Raw genomic sequence first — 16,427 nt, forward strand, 5'->3', positions numbered from 1 at the left:
CCGGCGACCCCCGAGAGCTACCCCTCTATATTCGGCGGCAGCGCCCGATGTGTAAACGAGACAGCCGATCGGGGTGGCAACTACTGGGGCGGCCATGCAGCCCATCGCAGGCTTCGCCAGCTCCCACAAAGGTCAGTGCATGCAGATCCTGTGGGAGCTGGCGAAGCCTGCGATGAGGCCCTCAGCCGCGCAGCTGAATCCAGGTGGTTTTCAGTTGCGTGTACTTGTCGAACGAATGCAGGGAAAGGTCCCGGCCAAAACCCGATTGCTTGCCGCCGCCAAAAGGCACGGTGACGTCCAGGGCATCGACGGTATTCACCGACACTGTCCCGGCATTCAGCCGCCGCGCCACGCGGTGCGCGCGGTTCAGGTCGTCGGTCCACACCGACGCTGCCAGGCCATAGATGTGGTCGTTGGCAATCGCGACGGCCTGGTCTTCATCGTCGAAGACGGTGACGGCCAACACCGGGCCGAACACTTCTTCGCGAGCCAGGGTCATGTCGGCGGTGACGCCGGTGAAAATCGTCGGTTCGATGAAGTTGTCGGCGCCGTCGATACTCAACTGGCGGCCACCACACACCAACTGGGCACCCTCGCCCTGGGCCTGTTCGATGTACTGCATGATCCGCCGGGTCTGGCGCGCATCGACGATGGCCCCGGCGGTACTGGCCGGATTCAACGGATTGCCGGGCTGCCAGGCGCGGGCTTTTTCGATCAGGCGCTGGATGAATTCATCGGCGATCGAGCGCTGTACCAGCAGCCGCGAGTTGGCCGAGCAGACTTCGCCCTGGTTGAAGAAGATGCCGAACGCAGCCTTCTCGGCAGCCAGGTCGAGGTCCTGGCAATCGGCGAACATCAGGTTCGGGCTCTTGCCACCGCACTCCAGCCACACCTGCTTGAGGTTCGACTGCGCCGCGTACTGCATGAAGTACTTGCCGACTTCGGTGGAGCCGGTAAACACCAGGGCATCCACGTCCATGTGCAGGCCCAGCGCCCGACCGGCCTCCTCGCCGAGGCCCGGTACTACGTTGAGCACGCCGGCCGGGATCCCGGCTTCCAGGGCCAGTTCAGCCAGGCGCAGGGCCGAAAACGGCGACTGTTCTGCCGGTTTCAGTACCACGCTGTTGCCGGCCGCCAGGGCCGGAGCGAGTTTCCATGCAGCCATGTCCAGCGGAAAGTTCCATGGCACCACAGCGGCGATCACGCCCAGCGGCACGCGGGTGATGGTCGCCAGTGCGTTGCTGGCGGTCGGCGCAACCTGGTCATAGAGCTTGTCGAGGCTTTCGCCGTACCAGGCGAACACATGCGCGGCACCCGGCACGTCGATGTTCCAGGCATCCATGACCGGCTTGCCCATGCTCAGCGAGTCCAGCAAGGCCAGTTCGTCACGGTGTTCGAGCATCAGTTGCGACAGGCGCAGCAGTACTTTTTTGCGTTCGCCTGGCGCCATCTTCGCCCAGGGGCCCTGTTCGAATGCACGACGGGCACTCTTCACAGCCTGGTCGACCTCGGCCTGGCCACAGGCGGCAACGCGGGCCAGCACTTGGTTGGTGGCCGGGTTGATCACATCAAAATGCGCGCCGTTTTGCGCCTGGCACGGTTCGCCGTCGATCAGCGCGGTGTCTATCAGCCGCTGTTGCGCAGCAAGGCTTGTCCAGCCATTGAAATCGTTCACCACAGACTCCTTATTGTTATCCGTTGTGGGAGAGGTACGCTGCCAGCCGGTCCATCAGGCGGTCACAGGCCGCCATCTGATCGACACTGACGTATTCGTCGGGTTTGTGCCCCTGTTCCATGCTGCCGGGGCCACAGACCACGGCGGGGATACCGGCCTGGTCAAACAGGCCGCCTTCGGTGCCAAAGGCCACCGTGCTGAAAGCGTCGCTGCCACACAGTTGCGCGATCAGTTGCGCGGCGGCACTTTCCGGTGCGGTCGCCAGGCCCGGGTACGCCGACAGTGCTTCGAAGCGGATGGTGGTCTCGGCGTTGACCGCCTGCATGGTCGGCAACAACGTGTGCTCGGCGTAGGTTTGCAACTCATCGAGTACCGCTTGCGGCTCGAATGCCGGCAAGGCACGCACTTCAAAGTCGAAGCGGCAGTCGGCCGGCACAATGTTCAAGGCCGTGCCGCCCTGGATCACCCCGACCTGTACCGTGGAGTACGCCGGATCGAAGCGTGCATCGTGGTGCTCTGGCGCCGCCAGGCGTTGGCCGATTTCACCCAGTCGGCCAATCAGTCGCGCCGCCTGTTCGATGGCATTCACACCATATGGGGCATAGGCCGAATGGCACGGTGCGCCGTGTACATGGCAACGCATGGCCAGCTTGCCCTTGTGGCCCAGCACCGGTTTGAGCTCGGTGGGCTCGCCAATCAGGCACAACGCTGGCTGCGGGATGCGCTGATGCAACACCTCCAGCAGGCTGCGTACACCCAGGCAACCCACCTCCTCGTCATACGAAAACGCCAAGTGCACAGGGCGCTGCAGCGGGCTGGCGAGAAACACCGGCACCGCGGCCAGTACCGACGCAAGGTAACCCTTCATGTCCGCTGCACCGCGGCCGTAGAGCTTGCCGTCACGCTCGCTCATGAAGAAGGGCTCGACCGTCCATGCCTGGCCGTCGACCGGTACCACATCGGTATGGCCCGAAAGCACCACACCGCCTTCCACCGCCGGGCCAATGCTTGCCAGCAGGTTCGCCTTGGTACGCTCGGCGTTGTAGATCAGCTCGCAGCTGACACCCAGGCCGTGCAGGTAATCGCGGACGAACTCGATCAACGCCAGGTTCGAATCGCGGCTAACCGTGGCAAAGCCGATCAGCTTGGCCAGCAATGCACGGCTACGCAGCTCACTCATCACCCGGTACTCCGTAACTCGGTGCCAGCGTCGGGTTGAGTGCGCGCGTCAGGTAATCCTGCAATTGAGGCTCATAGGCATTCCAGAGCTTTTGCAACTCGCCGATGGGGTTTTCATCGGCCCAGTCGACCCGCAGGTCTACGATCGGCCAGACCAGCTCGCCGACCACCGATACTGCCGCCGAATGCACCGCACCAGCTTCCCCTCCGGCGTCCTGCCCGGCTTGCAACGCCGTAAGCAGGCGCGCCGCCAGGCAGCCTTCACTGGCTTCGAACGCCGCGACCATGCGCTCGATCACCGCCGTGTTGGCCAGCAGGTTGCCGGCAGCCACACACTGCTCGCCGGCCTCGGCGTTGTGTGTGCCCAGGGTGTGGTTGCCGCTGAACACGGCAGTACGCCCCTGGGCGTCGACGACCGCGACCTGGCGATACTGGCTGTAGCCGTTACGGGTCAGTGCATGGTCCAGTGCCTGATGCGGCGCCAGCCCTTCACCCAGCGCATCCAGCACCTGCGGACCAAGGGCTGGCAAGGTGATGTTCTGGCTCGATACCGCACCGACGCCAGTGCGCAGCCAGGGGCAGCGAGCCCCCACGGCAATGCTTGAAGAGCTGATGGCAATGCCCAGCTGGCCGGTTTCGGCGCAGCGTCCGACGATGGAAAAGGTCATGGCAGGCTCCTTATTCGGGGATGACCGCGATCACGTCGATTTCCATCAGCCACTGCGGCTGGCCCAGGGCGCTGACCACCAGCCCAGTAGAAATCGGGAAAACGCCTTTGAGCCATTTACCGACTTCCTGGTAAACCGGCTCGCGGTAGCGCGGGTCGATCAGGTAGGTGGTGGTCTTGACGATGTGACTGAGGTCACTGCCCGCCTCTTCCAGCAGCTGCTTGACGTTGCGCATGGCTTGTTCGGCCTGCGCACGGGGATCGCCGAGGCCTACCAGTTGCCCGTTGAAGTCGGTGCCGACCTGGCCGCGCACGTACACGGTGTTACCGGCACGCACCGCCTGGCACAGGTCGTTGTCCAGGGACTGGTTCGGGTAGGTGTCCTTGGTGTTGAACATGCGGATACGGGTATGAGTAGGCATCAACGGGCTCCCAGCAGGCTGGCGGTTTTGAGGGGTGTCTTGGTGGTGTCGGCCTGACGCTGCGAGGCGTCCCGGTAATCGAAATAGGCGCGCTGTTTGATGATGTGTTCGGCGATGTGCCGGGCGTCATGCCACACGCCCCAGATAAACGCCGAGCCCCGCCGCGCCAGCCATGGCAGGCCAACAAAGTAGATGCCAGGCTCGCTGCTGACGCCGCGTTGATGCTGCGGTTTGCCGTCGGCCTTGAAGGCATTGACCTTCAGCCAGTCGTAATCGACGCTATCGCCGGTGGCCCAGATCACCGTGGTGACACCGGCCGTGCTCAGGGCCAGTTCAAGGATCGGGTGGGTCATGCACGGCGGATCGGGCAGCATGATTCGCGCCTCGGGTTCCAGCGGCAGGTCCAGCCCGTTGGCCTCGATATAAGCGTCGGCAGCGTCGAGCAGTGCCAGGTAATTTTCGTCTCCGCGAGCGATGTTCTCGGCCAGGTTCGACTCGAAGCTCACCACGTCGCCATTGAAAGCCTTGGTCAGGCCCACCAGGGTCACGCCTTGCTGCGCCAGGCGGCGGAAGTCCACGGTATGGCCACCGCGCGCACCGCTGACAGCGATGGTGACGTGCTCTTTACCTGGCTGCACACCTTCGGCATCCCACAAACCAAGCACGCCCAACCACCAGCAGAAATCACGGTTGCGGTAGGCGCGTGGTGGACGGTCATGGGCACCGACCGAGAGGTACACCTGTTTTCCTGCACGTTGCAGTTCGTCGGCGATCTGCACGCCAGAAGAACCGGCACCGACCACAAGCACGGCGCCTGCGGCCAGCTGTTGCGGGTTACGGTATTGCGCGGAGTGGATCTGGGTTGCGGTGCCATCGGCTGGCGCAATCGCAGGAATCAGCGGGCGCTGGAACGGGCCGGTGGCGACCACGACATTGTTGGCCTCGATGACGCCGTCGGAGGTTTCAAGGGTAAAGCCCGGGCGGCCGACGTTACGTTCTACTTTGGTGACTTCAACGCCGGTACGCACCGGGGCGTTGAATTTTTTTGCATAGGCTTCGAAATAGTCGGCAACCTGGTCCTTGCCGGCGAACGCATCGGGGTCGAGGCCTTCGAATTCAAGGCCCGGGAAGCGGTCATGCCAGGCCGGGCCATTGGCAACCAGTGAGTCCCAGCGCCCGGTGCGCCAGGCTTCAGCGATACGGTTGCGCTCCAGCACCAGGTGCGGGACGCCGAGTCGGCTCAGGTGTTCGCTCATGGCCACACCGGCTTGCCCGGCGCCCACTACAAGCGTGTCTATTACAGTCTTATTGTTTGTCATCGCTGCGCCCTACTGAGGTTACCCACGGGGATGACCGTGGGTGGGTGTAGGACGCATTCTGTGAGCAGACGCTGAAACGCGAAATTATGATTTATGTGGTCGCAGCACAGTAAAAAACTATGGGGTGGTCAGAGGCGGCGCCACGCGCCTTTGTATCAGTCCTTTCCCTGAAGTTGCTCGCGGGCCAGTTCGGCCAGACGCAGCTGGGCTTCTTGCTTGCCGATCAGCTGCAATTGCTGGCGCAGCTCGGTCACCCGCTCAGCCAGACTCAGTGCCAGGTTCTGGTTCTGTTTCTCCAGCTCATCGCGTGAACCATTGAGTTGCGCCAGGTTCACCTCCAGCCCCTGGATCTGTGCCTGGCGCCGGTCATTCTGGGTCTTGAGTGTACGCTGGGCATCCTTGAGCGTGCGGATCTGCACCAGGAAACCTTCGTTGTCGCGGTTCAGCCGGGTCAGCTCGTCCTGTTTGACGATCAGGGTTTGCTGCAGCTGACGTACCTCTACCTGCAACTGCTGCACCTGCGCCTCGTGACGACGCTGGTCCTGGTCGCGCTGTTCGCGGCTGGCATTGCGGTAGTGCTCCAGGGCATCGCGGGCGTGCTGGTGCTTGTCTTCCAGCGACGCTATCTGCTCGTCTTTCTCGGTGAGGCGCAGGTTCAGTTCGCCCACCGCCTGGTTGAGTGTGGCATTGCGGGTTTGCTCGGTTTGCAAGGTGCTGCGGGTGGTGGACAACTCGGCAGACTCGCTGGCGAGCGCCGCCGCCTGGATTTCATGCTGCTGTTGCAGCGCCGCCAAGGCCTGCTGGCTGATCCGTACCTGAGCCAGGAGCGTTTGTCGCTCGGCCTCGAACGCACTGCGCGCTTCCTCGATACGCGCCTCTCCTTCTTCGCGCACCTGTTCGGCCAACTGCTCGACCAATGTCGCCAGCGCGTCACTGAGGTTGGGCGCGCTCACCGGCTTGGCCGGGAACTGGTTGTCGAGCTCTTTCAGGTACCGGTGAATGGTGGTTTTCGAGCCGGTATTGCCCAGTTCGATACGTACTGCATCGATGCTCGGATGGACCCCGCGGGCCAGCAGCGCCTGGCGGGCTTTCTGCACGACTGCCTTGTTGATACCGCCGCGGGCCATGGTTACTCCTACTATTTCGTAATGTGGTATGTACTATGTATTTACATGGTATCTCAATGATAAAAATCGCGCCTTCAAAACAGCTTTCTAAGATCAAATAATCACGGCTTATCGCATGTTACAGCCCAAAAGCAGCACAAAAGTGTCGCCGACAGCCCCCAAGGCCAACGCCGTGCGCCTTTGCAATTGATGCCTTCAAATCAACACTCTTTTGTCCCGGGCCGTCTGTATCCATGCGCCACGCACCGCTACCCTTTGCGCTTGCACCCAAGAGGATTCGTCATGTCCAACACGTATCGTGCCTGGGGCTGGACCCCGGGCGCCGGCCTTGAAGGCCTCAAGCTCATCGACAAACCCATGCCCAAACCCGGCCCCGGCCAGGTCCTGGTGGCGAACCAGGCCATTGCCCTCAACCCGGTGGACTGGAAGATCTGTGAATGGGGCCATGCCGACTGGCATCAGGGTACTGTTCCAGGCGTGGATGGCGCCGGGGTCGTCAGTGCCGTCGGCGAGGGTGCCAACCTGCCGCTGGGCACCCGCGTCGCTTACCACCAGACGTTGTCCCGCGACGGCAGCTTTGCCGAGTACTGCCTGCTCGATGCGGACCTGGTGATGCACATTCCGGCCAACCTCGAAGCCACTGCAGCCGCTGCCGTGCCTTGCCCGGGGCTGACTGCCTGGCAAGCGCTGGCCAAGATCGCCAACGGTGCGTCTCGTGATGTACTGGTGGTCGGCGCAGGCGGCTCGGTGGGCTTCTATCTTGTTCAGTTAGCGGCGCAGCAAGGCTGGCAGGTGTGGGCCACGGCGAGTGAAAAGCACCATGCGCGCCTCAAGCAGCTCGGTGCAGTCGGCGTTTTCGATTACCGCACCAATGACTGGCAGGCAGACGTTCAGACAGCCCTCGGCGAGCGCCCATTGCACGCGGTGTTTGACACTGTCAGTGGTGTGCATGCCGCAAGCCTGGCTTACCTGCTGGGTTACAACGGCCATCTGGTGTGCATCCAGGACCGTCAGGAAAACGCGCCACTACCCGCCTTCAGCACGGCGATTTCGCTTCATGAAGTTGCACTCAACAGCATTCACGCCCACGGACGGCTGCTTGATCGTCAGGCGTTGAAGGTTGAAGGGGAGCGTTTGCTGCAACAGGTTGCCGATGGCCGCCTGTTGGCGCCGCACCGTCTGGATTTTGCGTTCGACGCACTGCCACAGGCGTTGCGCCAGCTCAAGGATGGCAGCACGCCCGGCAAGTGGGTGACACACCTGGTGTAACCCACCAGCGTACATATGGGTGAGAGCCGACGGCCCAGGGCCATCGGCCTTCTTTCAAACACCGGGGATCAGAAGGTCCCAGGGTAAGCCCCGCCATCAATCAGCAAGTTCTGCCCGGTGATGTAGCCACCGTGGCGGCTGCACAGGAACGCACAATACGCGCCAAATTCCTCGGCACTGCCGAAGCGTGCCGCCGGGATCGCCTGGCGGCGCGCCTCGGTGGTTGCCTGCAGATCACCACCAACCTTGCTTGCGGCCTGCAGGGTCTTTTGCAGGCGTGCCGTGTCGAACGCACCTGGCAGCAGGTTGTTCAGCGTCACATTGTGCCCGGCCAGGCGTTGCTGACGAGCGAGTCCGGCGATGAAGCCGGTCAGGCCACTACGCGCACCGTTGGACAGACCGAGAATGTCAATCGGCGCCTTCACCGCGCCCGAGGTAATGTTCACCACCCGCCCAAAGCCGCGCTCGGCCATGCCGTCGACCACCGCCTTGATCAGTTCGATAGGCGTGAGCATGTTGGCGTCCAGAGCCTTGAGCCAATCCTCCCGGCTCCAGTCACGGAAATCGCCCGGCGGTGGGCCGCCGGCATTGTTGACCAGGATGTCGACCTGGGGGCAGGCAGCAAGCAACGCGTGGCGTACCGCCGGATCGGCCACATCACCGACGACCGGGCGCACCTCGATTGCCGGGAACCGGCCGCGCAGCTCGCCAGCTGTCTGCTCCAGTGTGGTGGCGGTACGCGCATTGATCACGAGGTTAACGCCCTCGGCTGCCAGGGCTTCGGCACACCCCTTGCCCAGCCCCTGGCTGGCAGCGCACACAATTGCCCAGCGGCCGCTGATACCTAGATCCATGATCTGCTCCTCGCTTGAGTTAACGGGTCATACATTGCACCGGGGACATTCTGACAGGGATCCCAGACATTTCGTTCAGTAACTGTTCAGGTCAGGTTCAGCAGGCGTTCAGGCTTGGCGGCTTAAGCTTGCCCCATTCCTTTTTGACGCCTTGCGAGGTCATCACAATGAACCGCCCTGCTCTGCTTCTGACTGCCCTGTTCACCAGCGTTGCCCTGCTGTCGGGCTGCGCGTCCAACCTGTCCGGCTCGTCCTATTCCCGCGCCGACGCCCGCGCCGTGCAAACCGTGCGCATGGGCACCATTGAATCGCTGCGCGCTGTGCAGATAGAAGGCACTAAAACCCCGATCGGCACCCTGGCCGGCGCTGCAGTCGGCGGTATTGCCGGCAGCACTATCGGCGGTGGACGTGGCAGTGCTGTCGCGACCATTCTCGGCGGTGTAGCGGGCGGCGCGGCGGGCTCGGCCGTGGAAGAAGGCATCACCCGCACCCAGGGTGTGGAAATCGTGGTCCGCGAAGACGACGGCAGTACCCGCGCCTACGTACAGGCTGTCGACACGTCCCAGCAGTTTCGCGTCGGCAATCGCGTACGCATCATGACCGTGAACGGTGCCAGCCGTGTCTCCCTTTGAATCGGTAACGGTTAAACGGCCGAATTGAATGGCGTCGCTGCCGCCAAGCTCTTACCATCTGCACACAGTATTCCTGGCGGGCAGCGGCACCAATGAACAGCATCGAACGTTACCTGCAGGCGTCTACCCGGGATAACACCCGGCGCAGCTACCAGGCAGCGGTCACGCACTTCGAAGTGAGCTGGGGCGGTTTTCTTCCCGCAACCGCTGACAGCATTGCCCGCTACCTGGCCGATCATGCCGGCAGCCATTCCATCAACACCCTGAAGCAACGGCTGGCAGCCCTCGGTCAATGGCATGTCAGCCAGGGTTTCCCTGACCCGACCAAGGCACCGCTGGTGCGCCAGGTGCTCAAGGGCATTCGCACCTTGCACCCGGCCGACCCCCGGCAAGCGGCACCGCTGCAGATTCAACACTTGCAGCAGACCGTCACGGTGCTCGAAGCACAAGCCCGACTGGCGCGCGAACAGCACAACCTGGGCAAACTGCTACGGGCAAGGCGCGATGTGGCGTTGCTGCTGATCGGCTTTTGGCGTGGGTTTCGCGGCGATGAACTGGCGCGCTTGCAGGTCGAGCATATACAGGCGCAAGCCGGCCGCGGCCTGTCCATTTACCTGCCGCGCAGCAAAGGTGACCGTCAGGCCGTGGGCACGCGGCATCAGGCGCCGGCGCTTAAAGTGCTGTGCCCGGTTCAGGCCTACCTGCAATGGATCGAAGTAGCGGGCATTGCCCATGGCCCGGTGTTTCGCAAACTCGACCGCTGGGGCAACCTCGGCGACACCGCGCTCAACAGCAACAGTCTGATTACCCTGCTTCGACGCATTCTGGAGCGCGGCGGCGTACCGGCTGCTTTATACACCAGCCATTCGTTGCGTCGCGGCTTTGCCACCTGGGCGACCAGTAACGGCTGGGAGATCAAGGCCCTGATGAGCCATGTCGGCTGGAAGGATGCCAAATCAGCACTGCGCTATATCGACGCGTCGGCATCCTTCGGTGAACTGGCCCTGCTCGATGCACCGGCCGAGCTTGCTGCCCTTACCCGTTCAGCGACGTGACTGAAGCGCACACGACCACAGCCGGGCGATATCGCCTGCGCGTGCCTGCAGCAACGTAGCGGCGTTACCACAGGCCTGCTCAAGGCTCATCGGGCCACCCGTCACGGCAAACGCAGCGTCAATGCCATGCTGATAGAGCTGCTCGTAGCCTTCGCCCAGGGTGCCGGCGATCACCACCACCGGAACACCGTGACGTTGCGCGACGCGGGCCACACCAAACGGCGTCTTGCCACGCAGGGTCTGCGCATCGAAGCGCCCTTCGCCGGTAATCACCAGGTCAGCGCCCTGCACCGCCGCTTCCAGTCCGGCCAGTTCCGCCACCACTTCAATGCCGGGGCGGAAGGTCGCCTGCATGAACGCCTTGGCGGCAAAGCCCATGCCGCCGGCAGCGCCACAGCCAGGAAAGTCACGCACGTCGTTATCGAGCACCTGCGCGCAATGATCGGCAAAATGCCCCAACGCCTGATCCAGCAACTGTACCTGTTCAGGGCTCGCGCCTTTCTGTGGGCCGAAGATCGCCGAGGCGCCGTTGCTGCCGCACAGGGGGTTGTCAACGTCAGCAGCGACTTCCAGCTGTACGTGGGCCAGCCGGGGGTCAAGCGCACTGGCATCCACCCGCGCCAACTGGCTCAATGCCAGGCCACCTTCCGCCAACGGCTGCTCACGGCTATCGAGCAAGCGCATGCCCAAGGCGCGCAACATTCCGCTGCCACCATCATTGGTGGCACTGCCGCCAATGGCGAGGATTACCCGCTGTGCGCCGGCATCCAGTGCGGCACTGATCAACTCGCCGGTGCCATAGGTGCTGGTGCGACAAGCATCGCGCTCGGCAACGCCGAGCAGTTGCAGGCCGCTGGCCTGGGCCATTTCGATGATTGCCGTGTGGCTATCGGCCAACCAGCCCCAACCGGCCATTACCGGCTCACCCAGCGGCCCCTGCACCTGCTGGTGGCGCAGCTCGCCCTGACAGGCTGCAATAATGGCTTCCATGGTGCCTTCACCGCCGTCGGCCATCGGGCATTTGACCAACTCTGCCTGAGGCCAGACTGCGGCAAGCCCTGAAGCAATGGCCTGGGCCACGCCTTCGGCGCTGAGGCTGTCCTTGAACGAGTCGGGGGCGATGACGATTTTCATGGCAATTCTCCTGCGGCAGATGGCTGCATGCTGACAGCAAGCCAACGCGCGGGCTTCTGTCGAATGCACAACACCAGGCCCGGCGCTTTGGTCACTTTGCCCAATCAGGCGTTCGCGGGTAGCAGTTGCAGGCCCAGGTACAGGCTCAACATGCCTTCCAGGCGCAACGGGTCGACCTCACTCAGCTCGGCAATACGCTCCAGCCGATAACGCAGGCTGTTGCGGTGGATGCCCAGCGCGTCCGCACACGCCTGGCTTTGCCCGTCGTGGGCACACCAGGCGCGCAATGTCGCCAGCAACTGACCGCTGTTGTCTTTGGCGCGGATGCGCTGCAACGGTTCGAGCAACTCATCCAGAGCATCGTCATTGCGATGACGCCACAGCAGTGCCGGCAGGCGATAGCGATTAAGGGTAAGGATCTGCTCGCCGGGCAGCACCTCACGGCCATAGGCCAACAGATCGCGCACCCGGCGATAGCCACGACGCAATTGATCAACGCTGTGTGCCGTCGAGCCTGTGGCCAGGCGCTGTACCTGCCAGCCATGGCGCTGCACCCGCTCCACCAGGCGCAGCTCTTCGAGCGAGACGCTGGCCGGTCGGCACCACAGCAGCGACTGCCGCGCAGGGCTGACACACCAGCTGTCCGGGTAGCGGCTCATCAGCCAGCTGGCCAAGCCTTCGGCGGCAGGCCCGGCATCCAGTTCGAACAGGCAGGGAATTCGCGGCAGTTGTGGTTTGAGTCCCAGCTGGCGGGCTTCATCCACCAGCCGTGGCGAATCGCCGGAGCCGCCCAGCAGCAGCGCGAGCAGGTCGTCACAACGCTGACGCCGCCATTGCTGCTCTACCTGCAAATGGCGCTGGGCCAGAAGCATTTCGGCAGTCATGCGTACCAGTTGCGCGTAGGTGCGTAAGTGCTGCGGGTCGCCGGTCAGGCCCAGAACGCCCATCAGGCGACCATCGAGCAACAGCGGCAGGTTGATGCCCGGCTGCACGCCCTTGAGGCACTTGGCCGCCTCGACGTCCAGCTCGACGATACGGCCGTTGGCCAGGACCAGTTGCGCACCTTCGTGGCGGGTGTTGATGCGCTCCGGTTCACCGCTGCCCAGAATCAGGCCCTGGCTGTCCATGACGTTGACGTTACAGGGCAAAATCGCCATCGCCCGATCGACGATATCTTGCGCCAGGTCATGGTCCAGTTCGAACATGGGAGGATCCTTGTTGTCGCAATGATTGGTCCGCGGCACAGCAGGCCGCTGAAAATGCTGTGCAAAAGCACAAAGACAGCCACGGTCCGCTCACCGAGACTCATCGCAGCAGCCGCCTCGACGCAGGCTGCGGCGATAAAAATAAACGAAGAGAGCAAATCATGTCATACAGCCCTGCCCCTGACCAAGGCCCAGACGTCACCCGCGATGCGCTGTATCGGCGCATCACCCTGCGGCTGATTCCCTTCATCTTCATCTGCTACCTGTTCAACTACCTTGACCGGGTAAACGTTGGCTTTGCCAAGCTGCAGATGCTTGATGCACTGAAGTTCAGCGAAACCATCTACGGCCTCGGCGCCGGTATTTTCTTCATCGGCTACGTGTTGTGCGGCCTGCCCAGCAACCTCGCACTCAACCGCTTCGGCCCGCGCCGCTGGATCGCGTTGATGATGATCGCCTGGGGCACGTTGTCGACTTGCCTGCTGTTCGTGACCACGCCGATGGAATTCTACGTGCTGCGGCTGTTTACCGGTGCCGCCGAAGCGGGCTTCTTCCCCGGTATTGTCCTGTACCTTTCGCGCTGGTTCCCGGCCACGCGCCGTGGACGGATCATGGCCCTGTTCATGTCGGCTATTCCGGTCTCCGGCTTGCTCGGCGGGCCGTTCTCCGGCTGGATCCTCAACCACTTCGCCGCCGGCCAGCATGGCCTGGCCGGCTGGCAATGGATGTTCCTGATCCAGGGCCTGCCGACCGTGCTGCTCGGCTTCCTCGCCATCTTCCTGCTCAGTGACGGCTACGCCACCGCCAAGTGGCTGAGCCCGGCAGAGCGGGACATGATCAAGCATGACCTGGCCGTCGATGCCGCCAGCAAACCGGTTACTGCCAGCGACAGCCTGTTGTCGGTGTTCACCAACCCGATGATCTGGACCTTCGGTTTCGTCTACTTCTGCATTCAGAGCGGTGTGTACGCGATCAACTTCTGGCTGCCGTCGATCATCAAGAGCCTGGGCTTCAGCGACGCCCTGCTGATCGGCTGGCTGAGTGCGATCCCGTACCTGCTTGCCGGTGTCTTCATGCTGCTGGTCGGCCGCTCGGCGGACTTGCGCAACGAGCGCCGCTGGCATTTGGTAGTACCGATGCTGATGGGTGCCATCGGCCTGCTGATCGCGGTGAACTTCGCCCATAACCCGGTGATTGCCATTGTCGGTTTGAGCATCGCGACCATGGGCGCCCTCACCGGCCTGCCGATGTTCTGGCCGATGCCTACCGCCCTGCTCAGCGCCGGTACCGCCGTTGCGGGCCTGGCGATCATCAACTCGGTCGGGCAAATGGCGGGCTTCCTCAGCCCGTACCTGGTGGGTTTCATCAAAGACCAGACCGGCTCTACCGACGCCGCCCTGTACTCGCTGGCCGGCTTGATCGTGGTCGGCAGCCTGGTGGCCTTGCGCGTGTCTCGGTCGCGGGCTACAGGCTTGGTAGGCGAACAGGCCAACTAAGCAGAATTGCATCGCCGGCACGGCCGGCGATGCTGTTCATCCCCGGTAGAACTGTGTAAAACAGGTCGGATCCCCCTCGCCAAGGATTCTCGATCATGATCTACCGTCCATTGGGCCGCAGCGGCCTGCAAGTGTCCGCCCTGACCTTGGGCAGCATGATGTTCGGCGAACAGACCAGCACCGAAGACTCCCTGCGTATCATCGATAAAGCCTGGGACCAGGGCATCAACTTCATCGACACTGCCGACGTGTACAACGCCGGGCACAGTGAGGAAATCGTCGGCGAAGCCATTGCCCGCAACCGCCATGAATGGGTGCTGGCCAGCAAGGTCGGCTTTGGTCCAGCCGATGGTATGCCCAACCGCAGCGGCTTGAATCGCAAACATATATTCAACGCGATCGAAGCCAGCCTGACCCGCTTGGGCACCGATTACCTGGACATTTATTACCTGCACCGCGAAGACCACAACACGCCACTGGAAGTCACCGTGGCAGCCATGGGCGATCTGCTGCGCCAAGGCAAGATTCGCCATTGGGGCGTGTCTAACTTCCGCGGCTGGCGCATTGCCGAGCTCTGCCATCTGGCCGAGCGGCTCGGGGTGCCCGCGCCCGTCGTCAGCCAGCCGCTGTACAACATCGTCAACCGCCAGGCCGAACCGGAGCAGTTCCATGCTGCGGCTTACCATGGCCTGGGCATCGTGCCGTACAGCCCCCTGGCCCGCGGTGTGCTCAGCGGTAAATACGCGCCCGACGCCGCACCCGATGCCAACAGCCGCGCCGGGCGGCAAGACAAACGCATCCTGGAAACCGAGTGGCGCCCGGCGTCGCTGGCCATCGCCCAGAAGATTCACGCCTATGTCGAGAACAAAGGTGTGGGCATGGTCGAGTTCGCCATTGCCTGGGTACTCAACAACCAGTTGGTCAGCTCGGCCATCGTCGGGCCACGCACCGAAGCGCAGTGGGACACTTACGCGGGCGCGCTGGAGGTCACGATCACCGCCGAAGATGAAGCCTTCATCGACGCGCTGGTAACCCCGGGACATGCTTCTACCCACGGCTACAACGATGTCGCCCACTTCGTCAGCGGGCGCCTGCCACGCTGATCACAGAATTGACGCATGCCCGTGCACCAAACCCTCTACGGCGCGGTCCAAGGGCATGACCACCCATGCAAAAATGCAGGTTCGGCCTGCAGTTTTGTCGATTGTATTGAGCAAATTTGCACTGATAGGATCCAGCGATCCTCTAGCGTCCATCCAGACCGTGACAATTCACCTGGAAAATCAATAACAAAGCAGGGAGACAGCGATGACCGCGCACGTCCACGCACCGACCGAAGCGCCAGTTCTGGCCCAGGTCCGCAACCACATCGGACACTTGACCCTCAACCGTCCTGCCGGCCTCAACGCCATTACGCTGGACATGGTTCGCCGCCTTCAGCAGCAACTCGACGCCTGGGCGAACGACCCTCAAGTGCACGCCGTCGTGTTGCGCGGTGAAGGCCCGAAAGGCTTCTGTGCCGGGGGCGACATCCGCTCGCTGTACGACAGCTACAAAGCCGGCGACAGCCTGCACCGCGATTTCTTTATCGAAGAATACGCCCTCGACCTGTGCATCCATCACTACCGCAAGCCCATTCTGGCGCTGATGGATGGTTTTACTCTGGGTGGCGGCATGGGCCTGGCCCAGGGTGCCGAGCTGCGGATGGTGACCGAACGCAGCCGCCTGGCCATGCCCGAAGTCGCCATCGGCTATTTCCCGGATGTCGGCGGCAGTTACTTCCTGTCGCGCATCCCTGGCGAACTGGGTACATACCTGGGCGTCAGCGGCGTGCAGGTACAAGCTGCCGATGCCCTGTATTGCGGCCTCGCCGACTGGTACCTGGACAGCAGCAAACTGGCCCAGCTCGATGAGCGCCTTGATGCCTTGAGCTTTACTGAATACCCGCTCAAAGACCTGCAGGGCGTGCTGGCCAAGCTTGGCACCCAGTTGCTGGAGGATGCGCCGCTGGCCAAGCTGCGCCCGGTCATCGACCACTTCTTCGCCCTGCCCGATGTCAGCAGTATTGTTGAACAGTTGCGTAGCGTAACCATTGCCGACAGCCACGACTGGGCGGTGAAAACCGCTGACCTGCTGGAAACCCGTTCGCCGTTGGGCATGGCGGTCCCCCTGGAAATGCTCCGTCGTGGGCGCCACCTGAGCCTGGAAGACTGCTTCAAGATGGAGCTGCACCTGGACCAGCAATGGTTCGAACATGGCGACCTGATCGAAGGCGTGCGGGCCCTGATCATCGACAAGGACAAGCAGCCGCGCTGGAACCCGGCCACCCTCGCCGGCCTCACCCGTTCTCGCGTGGATCAATTCTTCGAAGGCCTCTGAGGCCTGGAGTACGC

Annotated in this window: 15 protein-coding genes; 6 read left to right on the top strand and 9 right to left on the bottom strand. The window is 62.8% G+C overall.

Annotated elements, in window-relative coordinates:
- Positions 1 to 181: 181 nt before the first annotated feature.
- The 6 genes from I5S59_RS18735 to I5S59_RS18760 all read right to left on the bottom strand — a co-directional run bounded on the left by I5S59_RS18735 (position 182) and on the right by I5S59_RS18760 (position 6,389).
- Entirely contained in the window at positions 182 to 1,675 is a 1,494-nt protein-coding gene (locus I5S59_RS18735; RefSeq protein ID WP_197877951.1) for an aldehyde dehydrogenase, read from the bottom strand.
- Between the two features lie 16 nt (positions 1,676 to 1,691).
- Positions 1,692 to 2,855, bottom strand: coding sequence for an acetylornithine deacetylase (gene argE, locus I5S59_RS18740; protein WP_197877952.1), 1,164 nt, complete (start codon positions 2,853 to 2,855; stop codon positions 1,692 to 1,694).
- The gene (locus tag I5S59_RS18745; RefSeq protein WP_197877953.1) at positions 2,848 to 3,522 is read right to left on the bottom strand and encodes a DUF1028 domain-containing protein; all 675 of its coding nucleotides are present in this window, start codon (positions 3,520 to 3,522) and stop codon (positions 2,848 to 2,850) included. The genes argE and I5S59_RS18745 overlap by 8 nt, the downstream gene beginning before the upstream one ends.
- Before the next feature lie 10 nt (positions 3,523 to 3,532).
- Positions 3,533 to 3,943 carry a RidA family protein gene (locus I5S59_RS18750; protein WP_007924833.1) on the bottom strand — a complete coding sequence of 137 codons (411 nt, stop codon included), beginning with the start codon at positions 3,941 to 3,943 and terminating at the stop codon, positions 3,533 to 3,535.
- Positions 3,943 to 5,262 (bottom strand): flavin-containing monooxygenase, encoded by a 1,320-nt coding sequence (locus I5S59_RS18755; protein WP_197877954.1) that lies wholly within the window; start codon positions 5,260 to 5,262, stop codon positions 3,943 to 3,945. Before I5S59_RS18755 ends, I5S59_RS18750 begins: the two co-directional genes overlap by 1 nt.
- A gap of 155 nt (positions 5,263 to 5,417) precedes the next feature.
- A complete protein-coding gene (locus I5S59_RS18760) occupies positions 5,418 to 6,389 on the bottom strand; it encodes a DNA-binding protein (protein WP_197877955.1) in 972 nt (323 codons plus the stop codon).
- A 282-nt stretch (positions 6,390 to 6,671) separates the two neighbouring features.
- Here I5S59_RS18760 and I5S59_RS18765 point away from each other — a divergent pair, with 282 nt between their 5' ends.
- Positions 6,672 to 7,658 carry a zinc-binding dehydrogenase gene (locus tag I5S59_RS18765; protein WP_197877956.1) on the top strand — a complete coding sequence of 329 codons (987 nt, stop codon included), beginning with the start codon at positions 6,672 to 6,674 and terminating at the stop codon, positions 7,656 to 7,658.
- Between the two features lie 68 nt (positions 7,659 to 7,726).
- On the opposite strand, the gene I5S59_RS18770 is transcribed toward I5S59_RS18765, so the two are convergent.
- Positions 7,727 to 8,512, bottom strand: a complete 786-nt coding sequence (locus I5S59_RS18770) for an SDR family oxidoreductase (protein WP_197877957.1) — start codon at positions 8,510 to 8,512, stop codon at positions 7,727 to 7,729.
- A 167-nt stretch (positions 8,513 to 8,679) separates the two neighbouring features.
- On the opposite strand from I5S59_RS18770, the gene I5S59_RS18775 reads away from it, so the two are divergent.
- Positions 8,680 to 9,144: a glycine zipper 2TM domain-containing protein gene (locus I5S59_RS18775; protein WP_197877958.1), complete on the top strand. Its 465-nt coding sequence runs from the start codon at positions 8,680 to 8,682 to the stop codon at positions 9,142 to 9,144.
- 92 nt (positions 9,145 to 9,236) lie between these two features.
- The gene (locus I5S59_RS18780) at positions 9,237 to 10,199 is read left to right on the top strand and encodes a site-specific integrase (RefSeq protein WP_197877959.1); all 963 of its coding nucleotides are present in this window, start codon (positions 9,237 to 9,239) and stop codon (positions 10,197 to 10,199) included.
- Here I5S59_RS18780 and I5S59_RS18785 read toward each other — a convergent pair.
- On the bottom strand, positions 10,188 to 11,333 hold the full coding sequence (locus tag I5S59_RS18785) for a glycerate kinase (RefSeq protein ID WP_197877960.1): 1,146 nt from the start codon (positions 11,331 to 11,333) through the stop codon (positions 10,188 to 10,190). The genes I5S59_RS18780 and I5S59_RS18785 overlap by 12 nt on opposite strands.
- Positions 11,334 to 11,437: 104 nt before the next feature.
- The gene (locus I5S59_RS18790; protein WP_197877961.1) at positions 11,438 to 12,538 is read right to left on the bottom strand and encodes a sugar diacid recognition domain-containing protein; all 1,101 of its coding nucleotides are present in this window, start codon (positions 12,536 to 12,538) and stop codon (positions 11,438 to 11,440) included.
- A gap of 161 nt (positions 12,539 to 12,699) precedes the next feature.
- On the opposite strand from I5S59_RS18790, the gene I5S59_RS18795 reads away from it, so the two are divergent.
- The 3 genes from I5S59_RS18795 (at position 12,700) to I5S59_RS18805 (ending at position 16,413) form a co-directional block, all read left to right on the top strand.
- Positions 12,700 to 14,034 carry an MFS transporter gene (locus tag I5S59_RS18795; protein WP_197877962.1) on the top strand — a complete coding sequence of 445 codons (1,335 nt, stop codon included), beginning with the start codon at positions 12,700 to 12,702 and terminating at the stop codon, positions 14,032 to 14,034.
- 95 nt (positions 14,035 to 14,129) lie between these two features.
- On the top strand, positions 14,130 to 15,137 hold the full coding sequence (locus I5S59_RS18800; protein WP_197877963.1) for an aldo/keto reductase: 1,008 nt from the start codon (positions 14,130 to 14,132) through the stop codon (positions 15,135 to 15,137).
- Positions 15,138 to 15,342: 205 nt separating this feature from the next.
- On the top strand, positions 15,343 to 16,413 hold the full coding sequence (locus I5S59_RS18805) for an enoyl-CoA hydratase/isomerase family protein (protein WP_197877964.1): 1,071 nt from the start codon (positions 15,343 to 15,345) through the stop codon (positions 16,411 to 16,413).
- The last annotated feature ends 14 nt before the right edge of the window (positions 16,414 to 16,427 follow it).

The organism is Pseudomonas alkylphenolica, from assembly GCF_016009175.1.
Lineage (GTDB): Bacteria > Pseudomonadota > Gammaproteobacteria > Pseudomonadales > Pseudomonadaceae > Aquipseudomonas > Aquipseudomonas alkylphenolica_B.